Source organism: Streptomyces tremellae (genome assembly GCF_039540215.1).
Classification (GTDB): Bacteria; Actinomycetota; Actinomycetes; order Streptomycetales; family Streptomycetaceae; genus Streptomyces; species Streptomyces tremellae.
Window position 1 is genome coordinate 1 of the sequence record NZ_BAABEP010000094.1, and the last position, 16,628, is coordinate 16,628.

General features: G+C 75.4%; 10 protein-coding genes and 1 pseudogene. 4 read left to right on the forward strand and 7 right to left on the reverse strand.

Features of this window, described 5'->3' with window-relative positions:
• The first annotated feature begins 285 nt into the window (after positions 1-285).
• Complete coding sequence (locus ABEA77_RS32190; RefSeq protein WP_345655454.1) at positions 286-558, forward strand: SCO5918 family protein; 273 nt, start codon at positions 286-288, stop codon at positions 556-558.
• A gap of 307 nt (positions 559-865) precedes the next feature.
• Positions 866-1,924 (forward strand): fatty acid desaturase family protein, encoded by a 1,059-nt coding sequence (locus tag ABEA77_RS32195; RefSeq protein ID WP_345655456.1) that lies wholly within the window; start codon positions 866-868, stop codon positions 1,922-1,924.
• Here ABEA77_RS32195 and ABEA77_RS32200 read toward each other — a convergent pair.
• Positions 1,833-2,555, reverse strand: a complete 723-nt coding sequence (locus tag ABEA77_RS32200) for a DUF998 domain-containing protein (protein ID WP_425588432.1) — start codon at positions 2,553-2,555, stop codon at positions 1,833-1,835. The two genes, ABEA77_RS32195 and ABEA77_RS32200, sit on opposite strands and share 92 nt — an antisense overlap.
• Before the next feature lie 166 nt (positions 2,556-2,721).
• On the opposite strand from ABEA77_RS32200, the gene ABEA77_RS32205 reads away from it, so the two are divergent.
• Entirely contained in the window at positions 2,722-3,636 is a 915-nt protein-coding gene (locus tag ABEA77_RS32205; RefSeq protein WP_345655457.1) for a TolB family protein, read from the forward strand.
• Positions 3,637-3,693: 57 nt separating this feature from the next.
• Here the strand turns inward: ABEA77_RS32205 and guaA are convergent, their stop codons facing one another.
• Positions 3,694-5,289 (reverse strand): glutamine-hydrolyzing GMP synthase, encoded by a 1,596-nt coding sequence (gene guaA, locus ABEA77_RS32210; RefSeq protein WP_345655459.1) that lies wholly within the window; start codon positions 5,287-5,289, stop codon positions 3,694-3,696.
• 444 nt (positions 5,290-5,733) lie between these two features.
• Between guaA and ABEA77_RS32215 the strand changes: the two genes are divergently transcribed.
• Complete coding sequence (locus tag ABEA77_RS32215; protein WP_345655460.1) at positions 5,734-6,009, forward strand: chorismate mutase; 276 nt, start codon at positions 5,734-5,736, stop codon at positions 6,007-6,009.
• 534 nt (positions 6,010-6,543) lie between these two features.
• Here ABEA77_RS32215 and ABEA77_RS32220 read toward each other — a convergent pair.
• The 5 genes and pseudogenes from ABEA77_RS32220 to ABEA77_RS32240 form a co-directional block, all read right to left on the reverse strand.
• A complete protein-coding gene (locus tag ABEA77_RS32220) occupies positions 6,544-8,406 on the reverse strand; it encodes a GMC family oxidoreductase N-terminal domain-containing protein (RefSeq protein ID WP_345655462.1) in 1,863 nt (620 codons plus the stop codon).
• Between the two features lie 32 nt (positions 8,407-8,438).
• Positions 8,439-10,103 (reverse strand): succinic semialdehyde dehydrogenase, encoded by a 1,665-nt coding sequence (locus ABEA77_RS32225; RefSeq protein WP_345655464.1) that lies wholly within the window; start codon positions 10,101-10,103, stop codon positions 8,439-8,441.
• Between the two features lie 112 nt (positions 10,104-10,215).
• Complete coding sequence (locus ABEA77_RS32230; RefSeq protein ID WP_345655465.1) at positions 10,216-12,126, reverse strand: serine/threonine-protein kinase; 1,911 nt, start codon at positions 12,124-12,126, stop codon at positions 10,216-10,218.
• Between the two features lie 150 nt (positions 12,127-12,276).
• A complete protein-coding gene (locus tag ABEA77_RS32235; RefSeq protein WP_345655467.1) occupies positions 12,277-15,561 on the reverse strand; it encodes a protein kinase in 3,285 nt (1,094 codons plus the stop codon).
• 210 nt (positions 15,562-15,771) lie between these two features.
• Positions 15,772-16,628: pseudogene (locus ABEA77_RS32240) on the reverse strand (serine/threonine protein kinase); the annotation flags it as partial.

Sequence of the window (16,628 nt, forward strand, 5' to 3'; positions counted from 1 at the left end):
CGACCAGCGGCCGTGGCTCGCGCCCGGGCGGCCGGCGCCGCTCCGGCGCGGGATCGGCGTCGGCCCGCGAGACGGTGCCCGCGCCCCGCGCGCGGCGCCCGCACCGGGGCGAGGACCGGCCGGGCGCGGACGCGCCCAGGAGCGAGGGGTCCCGCGGAGGGCAGCAGCGGCGGCGCACAGGACGCGGGTGACCGCGGGCAGTACCCCAGCTCCGCCCTTCGCCCGCCCCGGGCGAAGCACCACATCCGATGACAGCCACTGCCGATCGACCCTGGTGAGGACCCCATGCGCTGCGTGATCGCACGATTCCCCTTCGACCTGGTCAAGAGCGAAGTCGAACAGCTGATGAAGGGCGTCAGGCCCGAGCCGGGCACGGGCGCCGCCGTGAAGGTCGGGACGAAGGTCTACCCGGTCAAGCAAGTGGGTGAGCGCATCACGAAGCAGGACCGGCGGGACTTCACCGCGGACGAGGTGACCCGCGCGCTGATCCGCCTCGGCTTCACCTGCCAGACGCTGCCGGCCGAGGCCGCGCCGGAGCTCGGCGGCCCGACGTTCTGAGCCCGCAGCGCGCAAGGCGCACCGGGTGGGCCCTGGACCGTCCTGACCGGACGGTCCAGGGCCCACCCCCCGGGCCGCCCCTCGCGGGAGCGGCCCGCCGCGCGGCCACCGCGATCCCCCGTGGCCCGGCCACCCGCCCCGCTCCCGCCCAGGCCACCGGCGCCAGCGTCGGCGCTGCCGACCGTGCCCCGGCCGAAGGACCGCCGCGTACGGGCACGGGACGGCCCCCGCGGCCGGGGTCCCGGCCGCCCGGCCGCCCCGTCCGCTCCTTCGCACACCCGCCCTGCCGGCCCTGGAGGGCAGCAGCATGAGTTCCCCCCTCTCCCCCTTCACCCCCGCACCCCTGCCGCCGCGGCAGACCCGCGGCAGCGACTTCGCGCGGCTGTCCGTGCTCGTCAGGGAAGCGGGTCTGATGGGCCGCAGGCCCCTCTACTACGCCGTGCGCATGACGCTGGTGCTCGGCCTGTACGCGGCCGTCTGGGCCGTCTTCCCCCTGGTCGGCGACAGTTGGTGGACGCTCGCGCTCGCCGCCCTGCTCGCCGTGGTGTTCGGCCAGGTGGCGCTGCTCGCGCACGACGTGGCGCACCGCCAGGTGTTCCGCCTCACCCGGGCCAGTGTCCTGACGGGCCGTGTCATCGGGAACGTCGGCATAGGCATGGGATACGGGTGGTGGCAGGACAAGCACACGCGCCACCACGCCAACCCGAACCACGAGGAACTCGACCCCGACGTCAACCCGGACGTACTGGTCTGGAGCAGGCGGCAGGCGAGCGCCGCGACCGGCCTGCCCCGGCTGATCGGCAGGGTCCAGGCGTATCTGTTCTTCCCGCTGCTGACCCTTGAGGGGTTCAACCTGCATGTGGCGGGGGTGCGGGCGCTCTCCGACCGGACGCAGAAGCAGCGGACCGCGGAGGGCGCGCTCCTCGTCGCGCACTTCGTGCTGTACCTGTCGGCCCTGCTGGTCGTGCTGCCGCCGGGGAAGGCGGTCGCGTTCCTCTTCGTGCACCAGTGCCTGTTCGGGATCTACCTCGGCTCGATCTTCGCGCCGAACCACAAGGGGATGCCGACGCTGAGCGGCGCCAAGGGCCCCGACTTCCTGCGGCGCCAGGTGCTCACCTCGCGCAACGTCAGCGGCGGGCGCCTCATCGACGTCGTGCTCGGCGGGCTCAACCACCAGATCGAGCACCACCTCTTCCCCAGCATGCCGTCGCCCAACCTGCGGCGCGCGCAGCCGATCGTGCGCCGCTACTGCGCCGAGATCGGCGTCCCGTACGTCAGGACCGGCTTGATGGCCTCGTACGTCCAGGCGCTGACGAGTCTGCACCGGGCGGGTGCGCCGATCCGCCGAGCCGCACGGTCCGTCTGACCCCGCCCTCCCGGCCGCCGTCTCCCGCGGCGGTGTACGGGCGGGGCGCACGCGCGCAGGAGAGGACGACCAGGAGCGGCCAGAGGGCCTGGGCCAGGGTGACGACGCGCTCCGCGGCCCCCGGCAGGCGCGGGACGCCGTCGCGGTGCAGCTCGATCCAGAACCAGGCGGCGCCGACCCACATCAGGGCGCTCGCCGCGGCGGCGGGGCCGGGCCGCAGGGCCCACGGCGCCGCGCGGTCGCCGCGCCCGGCCGCGAACACCGGCCAGAGCGCCAGCAGGACGAAGCCGACCGCGGCGATCGCGCCGTGGTGCAGCGAGCCGCCGCTGCTCGGGGCGGGGACGAGCGTCAGCGCAAGCGAGGCGGCTCCGCCGCCGCCGAGCGCCACGCGGCCCGCGGTCGCCGCCTGCCGCAGGCCCGCCGCGATCGCGAGATAGCAGGCGCCGAGCGCGAGCAGGGCGCCCGTCAGCACCCAGTAGCCGGGCGCGCCGTACGCGCCGAGGACGCTGATCGACGTGGTGACCGGGTCGTAGCGCGGCCCCTGGAGCAGCTGGGCGACCCACCAGCCGCCGACCAGCAGGACGGGGGCGGCCGACGCGGGGACGACGATCCACCAGGGCACCTTACGCATCGGAAAACCGTAAAACATGACATACCGACTTCGACGGTGCACACGCGGGCTTGCCCGGTGCACGCGCGGCCCGCGGCGCCGTTGACACGCGGCCGGGGACGCGTTGATCATCGCCAGGTCCCGTGCCGCACGGCGGCGTCCGCGAGGAGAGAGGCCCGGTGCATCCATGACCGACGGCGAGCACACCGGGGACGGGCCGCGGGGGCGCACGCTCGTGGCGGGCCGGCGCACCGTCGTCTGGACGGCCACCACGGGCCCCGGCGCGCCCGAGCCGCTCCACGAGACGGACCGCGTGCTGCTCGAAGCCCCCAACTGGAGCCACGACGGCGGGAGTCTGCTGCTCAACGGCGACGGCCTGCTGTGGCGCCTCGACGTGCGGGAGGGCGCGGAGCCGACCGTGGTGGAGCTGCGGGGCGTGCCGCCGATCAACAACGACCACGTGCTCTCGCCGGACGGCGCGACGGTGTACGTGTCCGGCGCGGACGGCCACCTGTACGCGGCGCCCGCGGACGGCGGCGACGGCGTACGCCTCACCGAGGACGACACCGTCCACCACTACCTGCACGGCGTCAGCCCGGACGGCACGACCCTCGCCCATGTGCTGATCCCGCGCGGCGTGCCCGGCGCCCCCGGCAGGCTCGCGCTGATGCCCGCCGCGGGCGGGCCGAGCCGGGTACTCGACACGGGCGAGGGACACATCGACGGGCCCGAGTACTCCCCCGACGGCTCCTGGATCCTCTTCAACACCGAGGCCTTCACCGAGGCACCGGGCCATGCCCAGCTCGCCCGCGTGCCCGCGCTGGGCGGGCCCGCCGAGCGGCTGCTCGCGTCGGACACCGTGGACTGGTTCCCGCACGTGTCGCCCGACGGGCGGTACGCCACCTACCTGTCGTTCCCCTCGGGCACGCTCGGGCACCCGGCGGACCTGGACGTCACCGTCCGGCTCGTGGGGACCGACGACTGGGCCGCGCCCGTGCGCAGCCACGCCCTCTTCGGCGGGCAGGGCACCCTCAACGTCAACAGCTGGGCGCCGGACAGCGAGCGCTTCGCCTTCGTGTCGTATCCGCTGACGGGGCGCTGAGGGGCGCGGCGGCCCGCCGTCCGCGCGGGTGGAGGCGTGGACGGCGGGCCGGCGCGACTACTCCCACTCGATGGTGCCGGGGGGCTTGCTCGTCACGTCGAGGACCACGCGGTTGACCTCGGCGACCTCGTTGGTGATGCGGGTGGAGATCTTCGCCAGCACGTCGTACGGGAGGCGGGACCAGTCGGCGGTCATCGCGTCCTCGGACGAGACGGGCCGCAGCACGATCGGGTGCCCGTAGGTGCGGCCGTCGCCCTGCACGCCCACCGAGCGCACGTCCGCGAGGAGCACCACGGGGCACTGCCAGATGTCGCGGTCGAGGCCCGCGGCCGTCAGCTCCTCGCGGGCGATCGCGTCGGCCTCGCGCAGCAGGTCGAGCCGCTCGCGCGTCACCTCGCCGACGATCCTGATGCCGAGCCCCGGGCCGGGGAAGGGCTGGCGCTGGACGATCTCCTCCGGCAGGCCGAGCTCCTGCCCGACCATCCTGACCTCGTCCTTGAACAGCTTCCGCAGGGGCTCGATCAGCTCGAACTCGATGTCGTCGGGGAGCCCGCCGACATTGTGGTGGGACTTGATGTTCGCGGTGCCCGTGCCGCCCCCCGACTCCACGACGTCCGGGTAGAGGGTGCCCTGGACGAGGAACGCGACGTCCTCGCCCTCCGCGCCCGCCTCGGCGACGATCTCCGCCTGCGCCTGCTCGAAGACGCGGATGAACTCCCGGCCGATGATCTTCCGCTTCTGCTCGGGGTCGCAGACCCCGGCGAGCGCGGTGAGGAAGCGCTCGGACGCGTCGACGACCTTGAGCTGGACGCCCGTCGCCGCCACGAAGTCCTTCTCCACCTGCTCGGTCTCGCCCTTGCGCATCAGGCCGTGGTCCACGTACACACAGGTCAGCTGGGTGCCGATGGCCTTCTGCACGAGCGCGGCGGCGACCGCGGAGTCCACGCCGCCCGACAGGCCGCAGATCGCGCGCTTGGCGCCGACCCTGGCGCGGATCTCCGCGACCTGCTCGTCCACCACGTTCTCCGTGGTCCACGTCGGCTCGATGCCCGCGCCGCGGTACAGGAAGTGCTCAAGCACCTGCTGCCCGTACGTCGAGTGCATGACCTCGGGGTGGTGCTGGACGCCGTAGAGCTTCTTCTCGTCGTTCTCGAACGCGGCGACCGGGACCAGGTCCGTTGCGGCCGTGACCGAGAAGCCCGCGGGCGCGGCCGAGCAGGTGTCGCCGTGGGACATCCACACGGACTGCTCGGCGGGCGTGCCCTCGAAGAGGGTCGAGCCGGGCTTCGTGACATGCAGCGGCGTGCCGCCGTACTCCCGGGTGCCGGTCGCCTCGACCGTGCCGCCGAGGGCCGTCGCCATCAGCTGGAAGCCGTAGCACATGCCGAAGACGGGGACGCCGGCCTCGAACAGCGAGGCGTCGAGACGGGGCGCGCCCTCCGCGTACACGGAGGAGGGACCGCCGGAGAGGATGATCGCCTTCGGCCGCTTGGCCAGCATCTCGGCCACCGGCATGGTGGACGGCACGATCTCGCTGAAGACCCGGGCCTCGCGGACGCGGCGGGCGATGAGCTGGGCGTACTGCGCGCCGAAGTCCACGACCAGGACCGTGTCCTCGGGGGAGTGGGCTGCGGTGGGTGGTGCTGCTGGCACGGGTGGCCTTCCGGCGGTGGGGCGGTGTGGTCGGTCGGTGCCCCGATTCTACCGGCGCGCCCGGGACGGCCGGTCCGCCCGGCCGGGGGCGCACCAGGCTGCCGGTCCGCGCGCCGCCCCGGGGCCGAGGGGTCCGGCGGGATGCCTCCGGGCCGCGCTGCCCCGGCGGCCCGGGGCGCGGCGGCGGCCCGCCCGTCTCACCATGCGAACGCCGCTTTGGTCCGCGCCGCGCGCCGGGTCCATACTCGTCCCATGCGCGAGCACACGACCTTCGTCTTTACCTATGGCACCGGCCAGTCCGGGTGCCATGGTCGTGCCGCTTGCTGAGCTGAGAAGCGACTTCCGAAAGCGCCCCGGACCGGCACGGTCCCGGGGCGCTTCGGCATTCCGGGCCATGCCCGCACCCGGGGCTCCCACCCGATCACCGCACGAGGAGCACCCGCCATGACCACCGCGACCGGCGCCCACACCCCCGAGGCCACCACCGTCATCGAGGGCGCGCGCGAGCGCGTCGACGCACTCGACGACCGCATCATCGGCCTCATCCAGGAACGGATGGCGGTCTCGGCCGTCATCCAGGAGGCTCGCATGTCCTCCGGCGGCCGCCGGGTGAACATCGCGCGCGAGAACGAGATCCTCACGCACTACAGCACGGCCCTCGGCAAGCCCGGCGCCGCCCTCGCGCTGACCCTGCTCGAACTGTCCCGCGGGCGCGCCTGAACCGCCGGGCCGCGCGGCCCGCATGCCCGTTCGGCAAGGGGGCGTGCGGGGCTCTCACCCGTACGGCGCGTGACCGGGCGCGCCGGGGCTTCGTTGGACCGTGCGTCCGTGCCCGCCAGGTACGGGCGAGGCAGTACCGAGCAGTGACCAGCAGCATCCACGCGTGGCTCTGCCGGGGTGTGTGGCGTACCTGAGGTGCGCCGTGGGACCGCACCCCGGCGACGGTGACCGGACGGCAGGGGACAGCAGCCCGGTCACCCGGCTCGGCCGGTTCCGGGGACGCCCGGGACCGGCCGCGTCCGTTTCGCCCCGGCGGTTCCTGCCGCGCCTCTCCCGCTTCCCCTCTCGCTTCCCCTCCTGCGACACGCGGACGTGACGCGGATCACACAGGATTCGCGGAGCCGGACGACAACCCTCTACGCGGGTCGCTGGTCTTGCATGCGTTGACCCGATCAAGGGACGCTGCACTCGGAGGGGGGTGCAGCGTCCCTTGCGGTGTCCCCACGGGGTGCGAAGCCCCTTCCACAAGAGCCTTCAGGAGTCCGCGGCGCCCCGCGCGCGCGGCACCTCGGGCAGCGGTACGAACGGCAGCCGCAGCGCCCCGAACGCCCCGGCCGGCACGGCGGGCGCCTTCGGCTCCACCGCGCGCAGCCGCGCATAGGGCTCGCCCTGCGCGGGCCTCGGGTCCGCGTCGCCCTTGTTGGGCCAGAGCGACATCGCGCGCTCGGCCTGTGCCGTGATCGTCAGCGCCGGGTTGACGCCCAGGTTGGCGGAGACCGCGGAGCCGTCGACGACCGAGATCCCCGGGTGGCCGTGGAGCCGGTGGTACGGGTCGATCACGCCCTCGTCCGCCGACGCCCCGATCGGGCAGCCGCCGAGGAAGTGCGCGGTCAGCGGCGTGCCCATCAGCTCGCCCACATTGCTGCCTGGGAAGCCGCCGATCTCCTCCGCGAGCAGTGAGGCGGCCCGCGTCGCCGCGGGTATCTGCTTCGGGTTGGGCTCGCCCCGGCCCTGCCGCGCGGTGAGCAGCCCCTTGCCGGGGCCGCGCGGCCTGCGGTACGTGGTCAGGGAGTTGTCGAGCGACTGCATCACCAGGCCGATGATGGTCCGCTCCGACCAGCGGCGGTTGGACAGCGACCGCAGCAGCTGCGCCGGGTGGCGCACCGCGCGGCCGAACCAGCCGCGCACCCGGTGGTCCGAGTAGGGCACCTGGAGGATCGACAGCGCGCCCATCGCGTTCGAGCCGCGCCCGTAGCGCACGGGCTCCACGTGCGTGTGCTCGTCCGGGTAGACGGACGAGGTGATCGCGACGCCCCGGGTGAAGTCGGCGCGGTCGGCGCCGTGCCGCGCGCGGTAGCGCCGGTCGTCGGTCTGCGCGCCCACCAGTGCCTCTGAGTTGGTGCGGGTCAGCTCGCCGAGCCGGGGCGAGATCCTGGGCAGCAGACCGCGGTCCCGCATGGTGTGCAGCAGCGTCTGCGTGCCGTACGTACCGGCCGCGACGACCACGTACCGCGACCTGAGCACGCGGTGGGCACCCCGCCTGCGGCGGGCGTCGGTCGGCACGGTGACCACGCGGTGGCCGCCGTCCTGGTGCTCCGTCACCGCGGCCACGGTCGTCATCGGGTGGATCACGGCGCCCGCGCGCTCCGCGAGGTGGAGGTAGTTCTCCGTCACCATGTTCTTCGCGCCGTGCCTGCACCCCGTCATGCACTCGCCGCACTCGGTGCAGGCCGTGCGCTCGGGGCCCGCGCCGCCGAAGTACGGGTCGGGCACCCGGGTGCCGGGCGCGACCGCGCCGCCGGCCGCGCCGTCCCGCGCCCCCTCCTCGACCGCGTCCGCGCCGTCGCCGAAGAACACGCCCACCGGCGCGAGCCGGAACGTCTCCCCCACGCCCATCGCCTCGGCCGCCGCCTTCAGGTGCGCGTCGGACGGGGTCGTCGTCGGGTTGGTGCGCACCCCGAGCATGCGCCGGGCCTGGTCGTAGTACGGGGAGAGCTCCTCGCGCCAGTCGGTGATCGACGCCCACTGCGGGTCGGTGAAGAAGGCGGGCGGCGGCACGTACAGCGTGTTGGCGTAGTTGAGCGAGCCGCCGCCTACGCCGGCGCCCGCGAGCACCATCACGTTGCCGAGCAGGTGCACGCGCTGGATGCCGTACAGGCCGAGCGCGGGCGCCCAGAGGTAGTTGCGCACGTCCCAGGAGTTCTTCGGCAGGGTCTCGCGGGTGAAGCGGCGGCCCGCTTCGAGCACGCCGACGCGGTAGCCCTTCTCCGTCAGGCGCAGGGCGGCGACCGAGCCCCCGAACCCGGAGCCGACCACGATCACGTCGTAGTCGTACGCGGTGTCGTCGTCCTCCGGCAGGGGTCGCGCGTGGTCGTCCGGGAACTGTTCCGTGGGCAAGCTTCCTGCCCTCCTCTCGGCGCGGGCGCGGCTCAGCGCAGGCGTATCGCCTTCATCGCGCGCAGGCTGCGGGTCATGAACCGGGCATAGGACGCGTCGTCCATGCCGAACGACGGCGCGAGCGGCAGCAGGCTCTGCCTGGCCACCGTCTGGACCTCGGTGAACTTCAGGATGCCGTCGGCGCCGTGACGCCTGCCGAGCCCCGAGTCCTTCATGCCGCCCATGGGCGCGCGGACGCTGCCGTACGCGGCCGCGTACCCCTCGTTGACGTTGACCGTGCCGGTGCGCAGCCGGCGTGCGACGGACGCGCCGTGCCGGGGGCTGCGTGTCCAGACGCTGGCGTTGAGGCCGTAGCGGCCCTCGTTGGCGCGGACGACGGCCTCCTCGTCGTCGCGCACCCGGTACACCGACACGACCGGGCCGAAGGTCTCGTCGGCGCAGACCGCCATCGGCTCCTCGACGCCGGTCAGCACGGTCGGCTCGTAGAAGTACGGGCCGACGTCGGGGCGCGCGGTACCGCCCGCGAGGACCGTGGCGCCCTTCGCGACGGCGTCCTCGACGTGCGCGCTCACCGTCTTGAGCTGGCGCTCGCCGCACAGGGAGCCCATGTCGGCGCCGTACGCCAGCGCGGAGCCGAGCCGCATCGCCTTCACCCGGGCGACGAACCGCTCGGTGAACGCGTCGGCGACCGACTCGTGCACGTAGATCCGCTCGATCGACACGCACAGCTGGCCTGCGGAGGAGAAGCAGCCGCGCACCGCGCCCGCCGCCGCCTTCTCCACGTCGGCGTCGGCGAGTACCAGCATCGCGTTCTTGCCGCCCAGTTCGAGCGAGGCCCCGACGAGGCGCTCGGCGGCGCCGCGCGCGACCTCGCGGCCCGTGCGGGTGGAGCCGGTGAACGAGACGTAGTCGGCGTGGCGCACCACCTCGGGCCCGACGACCGGGCCCTCGCCGAGCACCACCTGGAAGACGTCCGGCGGCAGCCCCGCCTCGACCAGCAGCCCGCGCGCCCACAGGGCGGTCAGCGCGGTCTCCGAGTCCGGCTTCATCACGACCGCGTTGCCCGCCGCGAACGCGGGCAGCGCGTCGCCGACCGAGAGTTCGAGCGGGTAGTTCCACGGCACTATCTGCCCTATGACGCCCTTCGGCTGCCGCAGCTCGGTGACCCGCGTCAGGGCCGGTACAACGCCGGTGCGGCGGCGCGGCCCGAGGTAGGAGCGCGCGGCGCGGCCGTAGTGCCGCGCCTCCACGGCGACGCTCTGGACCTCCTCGTGCGCGTGCGACCTGGCCTTGCCGGTCTCCAGCTGGATCAGGTCGAGCGCCTCGGTCTGCCGGTCGAGCAGCAGGTCGTGGAAGCGCAGCAGGACCGCGGCGCGGCTGCGCAGCGGCAGCGCGGCCCAGGCGGGCTGCGCGGCGCGGGCCCGCTCGAAGGCGGCCGTCACATCGGCGGGGTCCGACACGGGCAGCTCGGCGAGCACCTCGCCGGTGTACGGGGTGTGGCTCGCGGAGCGCCCGGAGCCGACGACGCCCCGGGCCAGCCGGGCCACCAGCTCCGGCGTGACGACGTCGGCCGCGGTGCGGGCCGCGGCGGGGGCCTGCGCGACCGGGTTGGTGCCGGTCGCGCTCCCTGCACCCGTGGCCGGCGGCGCGCCCGCGCCGGCTGCCGCCGCTGACTTCGTCGACTCTGAGTCCGTCATGCGGCGAGCGTATGCCGCATCCACGGCTTTGGGTACCCGGCGGTAACCTTCTTCACCGCGCGGTCACGGCGACGGCGCCGGCGCGCCGGTGGCGGGGACCGCCTGGCGCCGCTCAGCCGCCCGGGTGCGCGGGCGGCTGCCAGCCGCGCAGGACCGTGGCGAAGCGCGCGTCGTCCCAGTCGGCGGTGGGGCCCGACATGTACACCGCGTACTCGGTGCCCGTGTCGCCGTCCACGTACATCAGGTCGGCCGCGGTCCGCGGTCCTGGCGGGCCCTGCTTGGCGTCCTGGGTCCAGGTGAACTCCCAGCGCGCGGCGAGCTTCTGGTCCCGGTAGGTGTCGTGGTCGAGGGTGATGCGGTGGTAGTCCGGGAGCGTCCCGACCTTGCCGCCTGAGCCCTCCAGGTTCTCCAGGTGGGCGAGCGGGGTCGGGAAGTCGGGCTGCGGGTCGACGGAGACGCGCACGAAGTGCTGGTCCCCGTCGGGGCTGTAGTCGATCGTCTTGACGCCCAGCACGCGCACGTACCCGTCGGGCAGCCAGATGCTGAACCCCTCGGGCGCGTCCACGCGCTGCCAGCCCGCGGGCACGTCGCCGCCCGCCCCCTGGCCCCCTCCGCCGTCGCCCGCCGAGGCGCCCCTGCCCGAGGAGCCGCGGCCCGGCGACGGCGAGCTGTCACCGCCCGAGCCGCTGCCGCCCGTGCCCGTGCCGCGGTGGGTGGGGTCGACGGTGGCGCCGCCGTCCGCCCGGCCGTCCGAACCCCCGGAACCCCCGGAACCCCCGGAACCCCCGAATTCCGTGACGCCGTAGCCGATCCCGCCACCGACGAGCACCGCGGCAGCGACGGCCAGCGCGACGATCCTGCGGCGCGAGCCGCCCCGCCGCCCGCCGGGGCCCTGCGCCACCGGTCCTGTGGCGCCCGGGGGCACGGGCCCGGCGGAGCCCGCCTGCGGCCCGTACGCCGCCTGGTGGGTGGGGTACCCGCCCGTGGGCCCCGGGTAGCCGTAGGCGCCCTGCTGCTGCGGCACCTGCCCGTAGGGCGGCGGCCCCTGCGGGGCGCCGTACGGGGGCGTCCCCGGTGCGGTGCCGTACGCGGGCGCCCGGCCGCCGCCGTACGGTGCGGGGCGCGGGGTGCCGTACGAGCCGGCCGACGCGGTGTACCCGGCGGTCGGGTACGCGGCGGTACCGGTGGCGCGGCCCGCCGCCACGTCCGCGAGCAGCCGCGCGCACTGCTCGGCGTCGGGCCGCTCCGCCGGGTCCTTGCGGAGCATCGCGACGATCACCGGGCCGAGTTCACCGGCGGCCGAGGGGTACGGCGCCTCGTCGACGATGACCGCCTGGAGCGTGGCGAGCGCGCTGTCGCGGTGGTACGGCGAGACGCCCTGCACGGCCGTGTACAGCGTGGCGCCGAGCGACCACAGGTCCGACGCGGGCCCCGGCGCCGCGCCCTGCACCCGTTCGGGCGCCAAGTACTCGACGGAGCCGATGAGTTCACCGGTCCTGGTGACGGAGGCGTCGCCCTCGACCGCGGCTATGCCGAAGTCGGCGAGCAGCGCGCGCCCGTCGCGCGCCAGCATCACGTTGGCGGGCTTCACGTCCCGGTGCAGCACGCCCGCCGCGTGCGCGGCGCGCAGCGCGCCGAGCACGGACTCGCCGATCCTGGCCGCCTCGCGCGGATCGAGCGGCCCCGACTCCTTGACGATGTCGGAGAGCGAGCGGCCGTCCACGTACTGCATGACGATCCACGGCCGGTCGTCGTGGTCCAGCACGTCGTGGACGGTGACGACGTTCGGGTGGGAGATGCGGGCGGCGGCCCGCGCCTCGGTTCTCGTGCGCCCGTTGAGCACGGCGCGCTCCGCCTCCGTCGCGTACCGGCCCGCCGTCAACTCCTTGACGGCGACCGTGCGGTGGAGCACCTCGTCCTGCGCACGCCACACCCGGCCCATCCCGCCGCTGCCGATGGCCTCGGTGAGACGGTAGCGGCCGGCCAGCAGCATCCCCGCGCCCGTGCTCTGTGAATCGTCCACGTCCCCCGCCCTGTTCGTCGCGCCACCACAGCGTACGAAGCGCCCTGACACCACGGAACACGGGCGCGCCCAAGAGACCGACCTGTGACGCCCGTTGTGGACCACTGCCCACACGGCGTCAGCAGCCTTGTGGGGAAGGGGGCTTGTGCCTCAGCCGAGCGCCTTGTAGGAGGCGGTCGCCTGCTGGTAGATCCCGCTGACCTCGTCGCGCTGGCTGTCGGGGCCGATGACCTGGACGACGTGGTAGCGCCCACCGATGATCATCGCGAGGTTGCGCACGTACACCGTCCTGCCGTTGGCGTCCTGCCAGGTGTACTGGCCCTCGGCCATCGCCTGCTGCCCGACGTCGATCCTGCGCAGCCCGGACGCGCTCGCCCAGGTCGAGGAGCGGAACGGCTGGAGCTCGGGCTCCTTGTCGCTCTGGTAGACGAGCGGGTCGGTGCCGTCCGCCCGCACCGTGTCCCGGCCGGGCACGACGATCAGGGTGAAGTCGCCGCTGGTGTAGCGGACCTGGCCGCTGTCGTTGACCGGGTGGCGCTGCCAGTCCTTCCTCACCGCGATCTGGAAGCCCTCGGGATCCCTGCGCAGCACGTATCCCTTCGCGAGGCGGGTGCCCGAGCCCGCGGCGAGGGTGGGCGCGTCGGTCGCGTCGCCGCCGCCCGTCCCGTTCGCGCTCCCACCGGACGGGGAGACGGGCTGCGGCGCGGCGCTCGGGCCGCCCGCGGCGGCCGGGGCGCTCGCGGCGGCCGGGGCGCTCGCGGGGGCCTCCCGGACGCTCTGCCCCCGGTCCTCACCCGACTTGGGCAGGAACACCATCGCGTAGACGATCGCGCCGACGAGCAGCAGCAGGATGAGGACGAGCAGCGTGCGGCCGAGCGAGCGGGGCGCGCGGCCATCTGACGGCCGCTTGGGCGCCCGGCTCCCGCGGGGAGCGGCAGGGGCCTGCTCGGCGTGCCCGAACAGTTCCGCGCCCAGGTCCCCTCGGTCCCCGCCGCCGTCCTGGGTGCCGTAGGCGGCCCCGTACGCCGTGCCGCGACCGCCCTCGGCCGCCCAGGACGGCGCGCCCGCGGTCTCGCCCGACGGCAGCGGCAGGTCGGGCGCGCGGCCGGGCAGGGGCGGCTGCTCCGCGTACGCGTAGGCGCCGCCGCGCTGCTGCCCGCCCTTGCCGCGCCCCCTGCGGTGGCCGCCCGTCTCCCGGCCCGCGCCGGACCTGCGGCCGAAGCGGCGGCGCCTGCGGACGAGTTCGCCCTTGCGGCGCTTGATCGGCAGCCTGCCGTCCTCGGTCGGCACGGACACCAGGTCCTGCCCCGCGTCCGGCTCGGGCGCCGACCTGACGAGGGAGCGCAGCCAGCCGCGCAGCTCCTCGAAGTCCGGCCGCTCTGTGGGGTCCTGACGCAGCAGCGACTCCACGACGGGCCGCAGCGGTCCGCACTCCTCCGCGAAGGCGGGCGGCTCCGAGCAGACCAGCTGCACCAGTTCGGCCGCGCTGTCCTCGGGGTAGGGGGCGTGGCCCTGGACCGCGCGGTACAGCAGCGCGCCGAGCGCCCACAGGTCGGTCGCGGGACCGATCGGCGCGGCGAGCTGCCAGTTCTCGTGGACGGGCCCGGCCTGCTCGGGCGACCAGCGCTCGGTGACCGCGCCGACGACGGCGATCCTCGCCTGCCGCGCGCGCTCGGCGGCGAGCGGGGTGGCAGGGCCGCCGTAGCGCGCGGCAGCCGCGCCCACCGGCACGGGGGCGTCCCACCGGTCCGCCCCGTCCGCCGCCGGGACGAGCGGTGCCGGCTGCTGCGCCCGCGCGTACCGCGGGTCGCCGCCGTCCTCGCCCGTGCGCCTGGCGTCGGCGCGCAGCGCGTCGTCGCGCCCGCCGTGGGCCGGGGTGTATCCGGCGGGCAGGGCGGGCGTGCGGCCGCGCTGCCGGTCGCCGGCGCCGGCGCGACCGCCGCCCGCCGGGACGCCGCCCGCGGCGTCGTTCCACGGCTCGGGGCCGTCGCGCCACGTACCGGCGAGCCGCGGGCGGTGCGGGGACGGCGGGTCGTCGTCGTCCCCGTCGGCCTCCGGGTCGCCGAAGCCGCTCGGCGGCGTGCTCCACCAGTCGGAGGCGGGCGCCTGCGGCGCGGACGGCCCCTGGCCGGCGTCGTGCGCGGCCCGGGTGTCCTGCGCGCTGTGGGTGTCGTGCGGGGCCGCGGGCTGCGGCGGGGGCTGTTCTCCGTACCCCCGCTGCCCCGGCTGCGGCTGCCACGGCCGGTCCTGCGGCGGCGCCTCCCGCCGCTCGGAGGCCGGAGGCTGCTGCTCCTCCGGTGTGCGCCCTGGCACGGCATGCTGCCCCGAGCGCTCGTCCCCGGAGACGCGGGCTGCGGCACGCGCGCCCGCGCGGTACGCGGCGATGGCGCCCGCGCGCGCCGCGCGCACCGCCTCCGAGGCGCTGTTCGCCGAGGGCAGCGCGGGCTGCGCGTTGGGCCCGCCGTACGGCGCGGGGACGCCGGGCGTGCTCTGCTGGCGGGGCGGGCGCGGCAGCGCGCCCGACGTGCCCGACGAGGCGCCGTACGGGCTCTGCCCGCCGAAGGCCGCATGGCCCTGCGGCGCGGGCACCCCGGCCGTGGAGGGGCCCTCGGCGCCGCCCGCGGCGCGCGGCTCGGCCTGCCCCGGACCGTAGGGCCCGGCGTACGACTCGGGGGAGGCGTAGAACGCGCCGGGCAGCTCGTAGCCGGGGGCGGCGGGCGGCGGCGGGGCGAAGGCCGACCGCTCCCGCGCCTCGGGCACCTCACGGCCCGGCGCCTGCTCGCGCTCCTGGTGCGGCACGGCGGAGGGCGCGGCGCCCGGGTCGGCGAAGGGGCCGCCCCGCCCCGGCGGCTCCGGCACCGGGTCGTACCCGCACAGGGCCTCCTCGGCGGCGCCGGCGGCGAGGCCGGTGAGGACGACCCGGCCGTCGTCGCAGACGAGCACCGTGCGGGCGGTGATGTTGCGGTGGACCCAGCCGTGGCCGTGCAGCACGCGCACGGCGGTGAGCACGTCGGAGGCGATCTCCGCGGCGCGGTAGGGGGTGAGGGGGCGCTCGGCGAGGAGCGCTGACAGCGGGCGCGCGGCGACCAGTTCGCTCACGATCCACAGCGAGCCGGCCTCGGAGAAGACATCGAAGACCTGGTCGAGCCGCGGGTGGTCGGGGACCTGCGCGGCGCTCTGCGCGGCGTCGATCGCGCGGCGCACGGCCGGATCGGCGGGGCCGCGCCGCGCCGCGCCGCCCGCCTGGGCGACAGCGCCGCCGTCCGGACCGACCATCTCGGCCTCGACGACCTCGGGCAGCGGCACCTGGCGTACCAGCACCTCCTGGCCGCTGTACGTGTCGAACGCCCGGGTCTCCGCGAACTCGTACGCGTCCTCGGGGGGCAGCGGCAGGCGATAGCGGTCGGCCAGCACCCGTCCCGCGTAGTCCTCCACGATGCCTCCCCACGCCGGCCCGTCGGCCGGACCGGTCACGCGTTCTTGCCGAGCCGTCAATTCCGGTCGTCTTGCGGCTTCTTACGACTGCGTACGGTCCGCGACCTCTCACCATACGTGTCCGCAAGCCCACGCGCCGCCCGTCGCGGCAACGAGATGCGGAGGGTTACCTTCCGTGACATTTGGCGAAGATCGTATGGCCGAAACCCCCTAGGTGGACGGCTTGAACGTGTCGAACGCGGTGGCGCGGAGGGTCGTGCACGCCGAGCCGTCCCACTCGCTGGACGGGCAGGTCACCATGATCGAGTAGCCGTGCTCGGAGTCGACGCGGAAGCCGCGGTCGAGGACCGTCATCCGCCGGCCGTCCTGCTCCCGCTCGAACCGCCAGTCCGCGACGGTCGGATAGCCCTTGTAGTCGGCCTTCTTGATGCCGAGGAGCTTGTAGTGGCTGCTGCTGCCGCGCACGGCGGGTTCGAGCTGCGTCCAGGCGGCGAGCGCGCTCTGCGTCGGGCTGCTCGTGAAGTCCACCTGTATGCGCGGGAATCCGCCGTCCGCGCTGAATATGCCGCCGGAGTTCTGCCCGGCCGTGCCGGTCTTGTGGAAGCCCTTCGGCATGGCCATGGAGAAGTGGAACCGCCCGTCCCTGACGGTGGCGTACCCCGCGGGCAGCGCGGAGCCGCCGCTCGCGCCCGCGGAGGCGCCGCGGCTCGCGGAGCCAGAGTGCGACGCGCCGCCGGAAGGCGCGGCGGCGCCCGAGGACCCGGAGGAAGAGGAGGAGGGCGAGGCCGAGCGGGTCCTGTCCGACTGCGGGCTGCCCGCCGGCGAACCGCCGCCCGCCGCGCCCGCGGAGGCCCGCTGGTCCTGCCTCCCCTTGCCCTCGGCCGAGCCGTCGCCGCTGCTGAGGACGATGCCGAGCACCACCCCGATGACGGCGAGCGCCACCACCGCGGCGATGACCACCATCGTCCTGCGCGACACGACGTCGGAGAGCGGCGCGCGCGGCGGCACGCTCCTGGCGGGGGCCGCGCCCACGGACGCCATGGCCGCGGCCGGGGCGCCGGCCGCCC

Coding starts and splice junctions, on each gene's coding strand:
- ABEA77_RS32190 (WP_345655454.1), top strand. CDS start 286: ATGCGCTGCGTGATCGCACGATTCCCCTTCGACCTGGTCAAGAGCGAA.
- ABEA77_RS32195 (WP_345655456.1), top strand. CDS start 866: ATGAGTTCCCCCCTCTCCCCCTTCACCCCCGCACCCCTGCCGCCGCGG.
- ABEA77_RS32200 (WP_425588432.1), bottom strand. CDS start 2,555: ATGCGTAAGGTGCCCTGGTGGATCGTCGTCCCCGCGTCGGCCGCCCCC.
- ABEA77_RS32205 (WP_345655457.1), top strand. CDS start 2,722: ATGACCGACGGCGAGCACACCGGGGACGGGCCGCGGGGGCGCACGCTC.
- ABEA77_RS32215 (WP_345655460.1), top strand. CDS start 5,734: ATGACCACCGCGACCGGCGCCCACACCCCCGAGGCCACCACCGTCATC.
- ABEA77_RS32225 (WP_345655464.1), bottom strand. CDS start 10,103: ATGACGGACTCAGAGTCGACGAAGTCAGCGGCGGCAGCCGGCGCGGGC.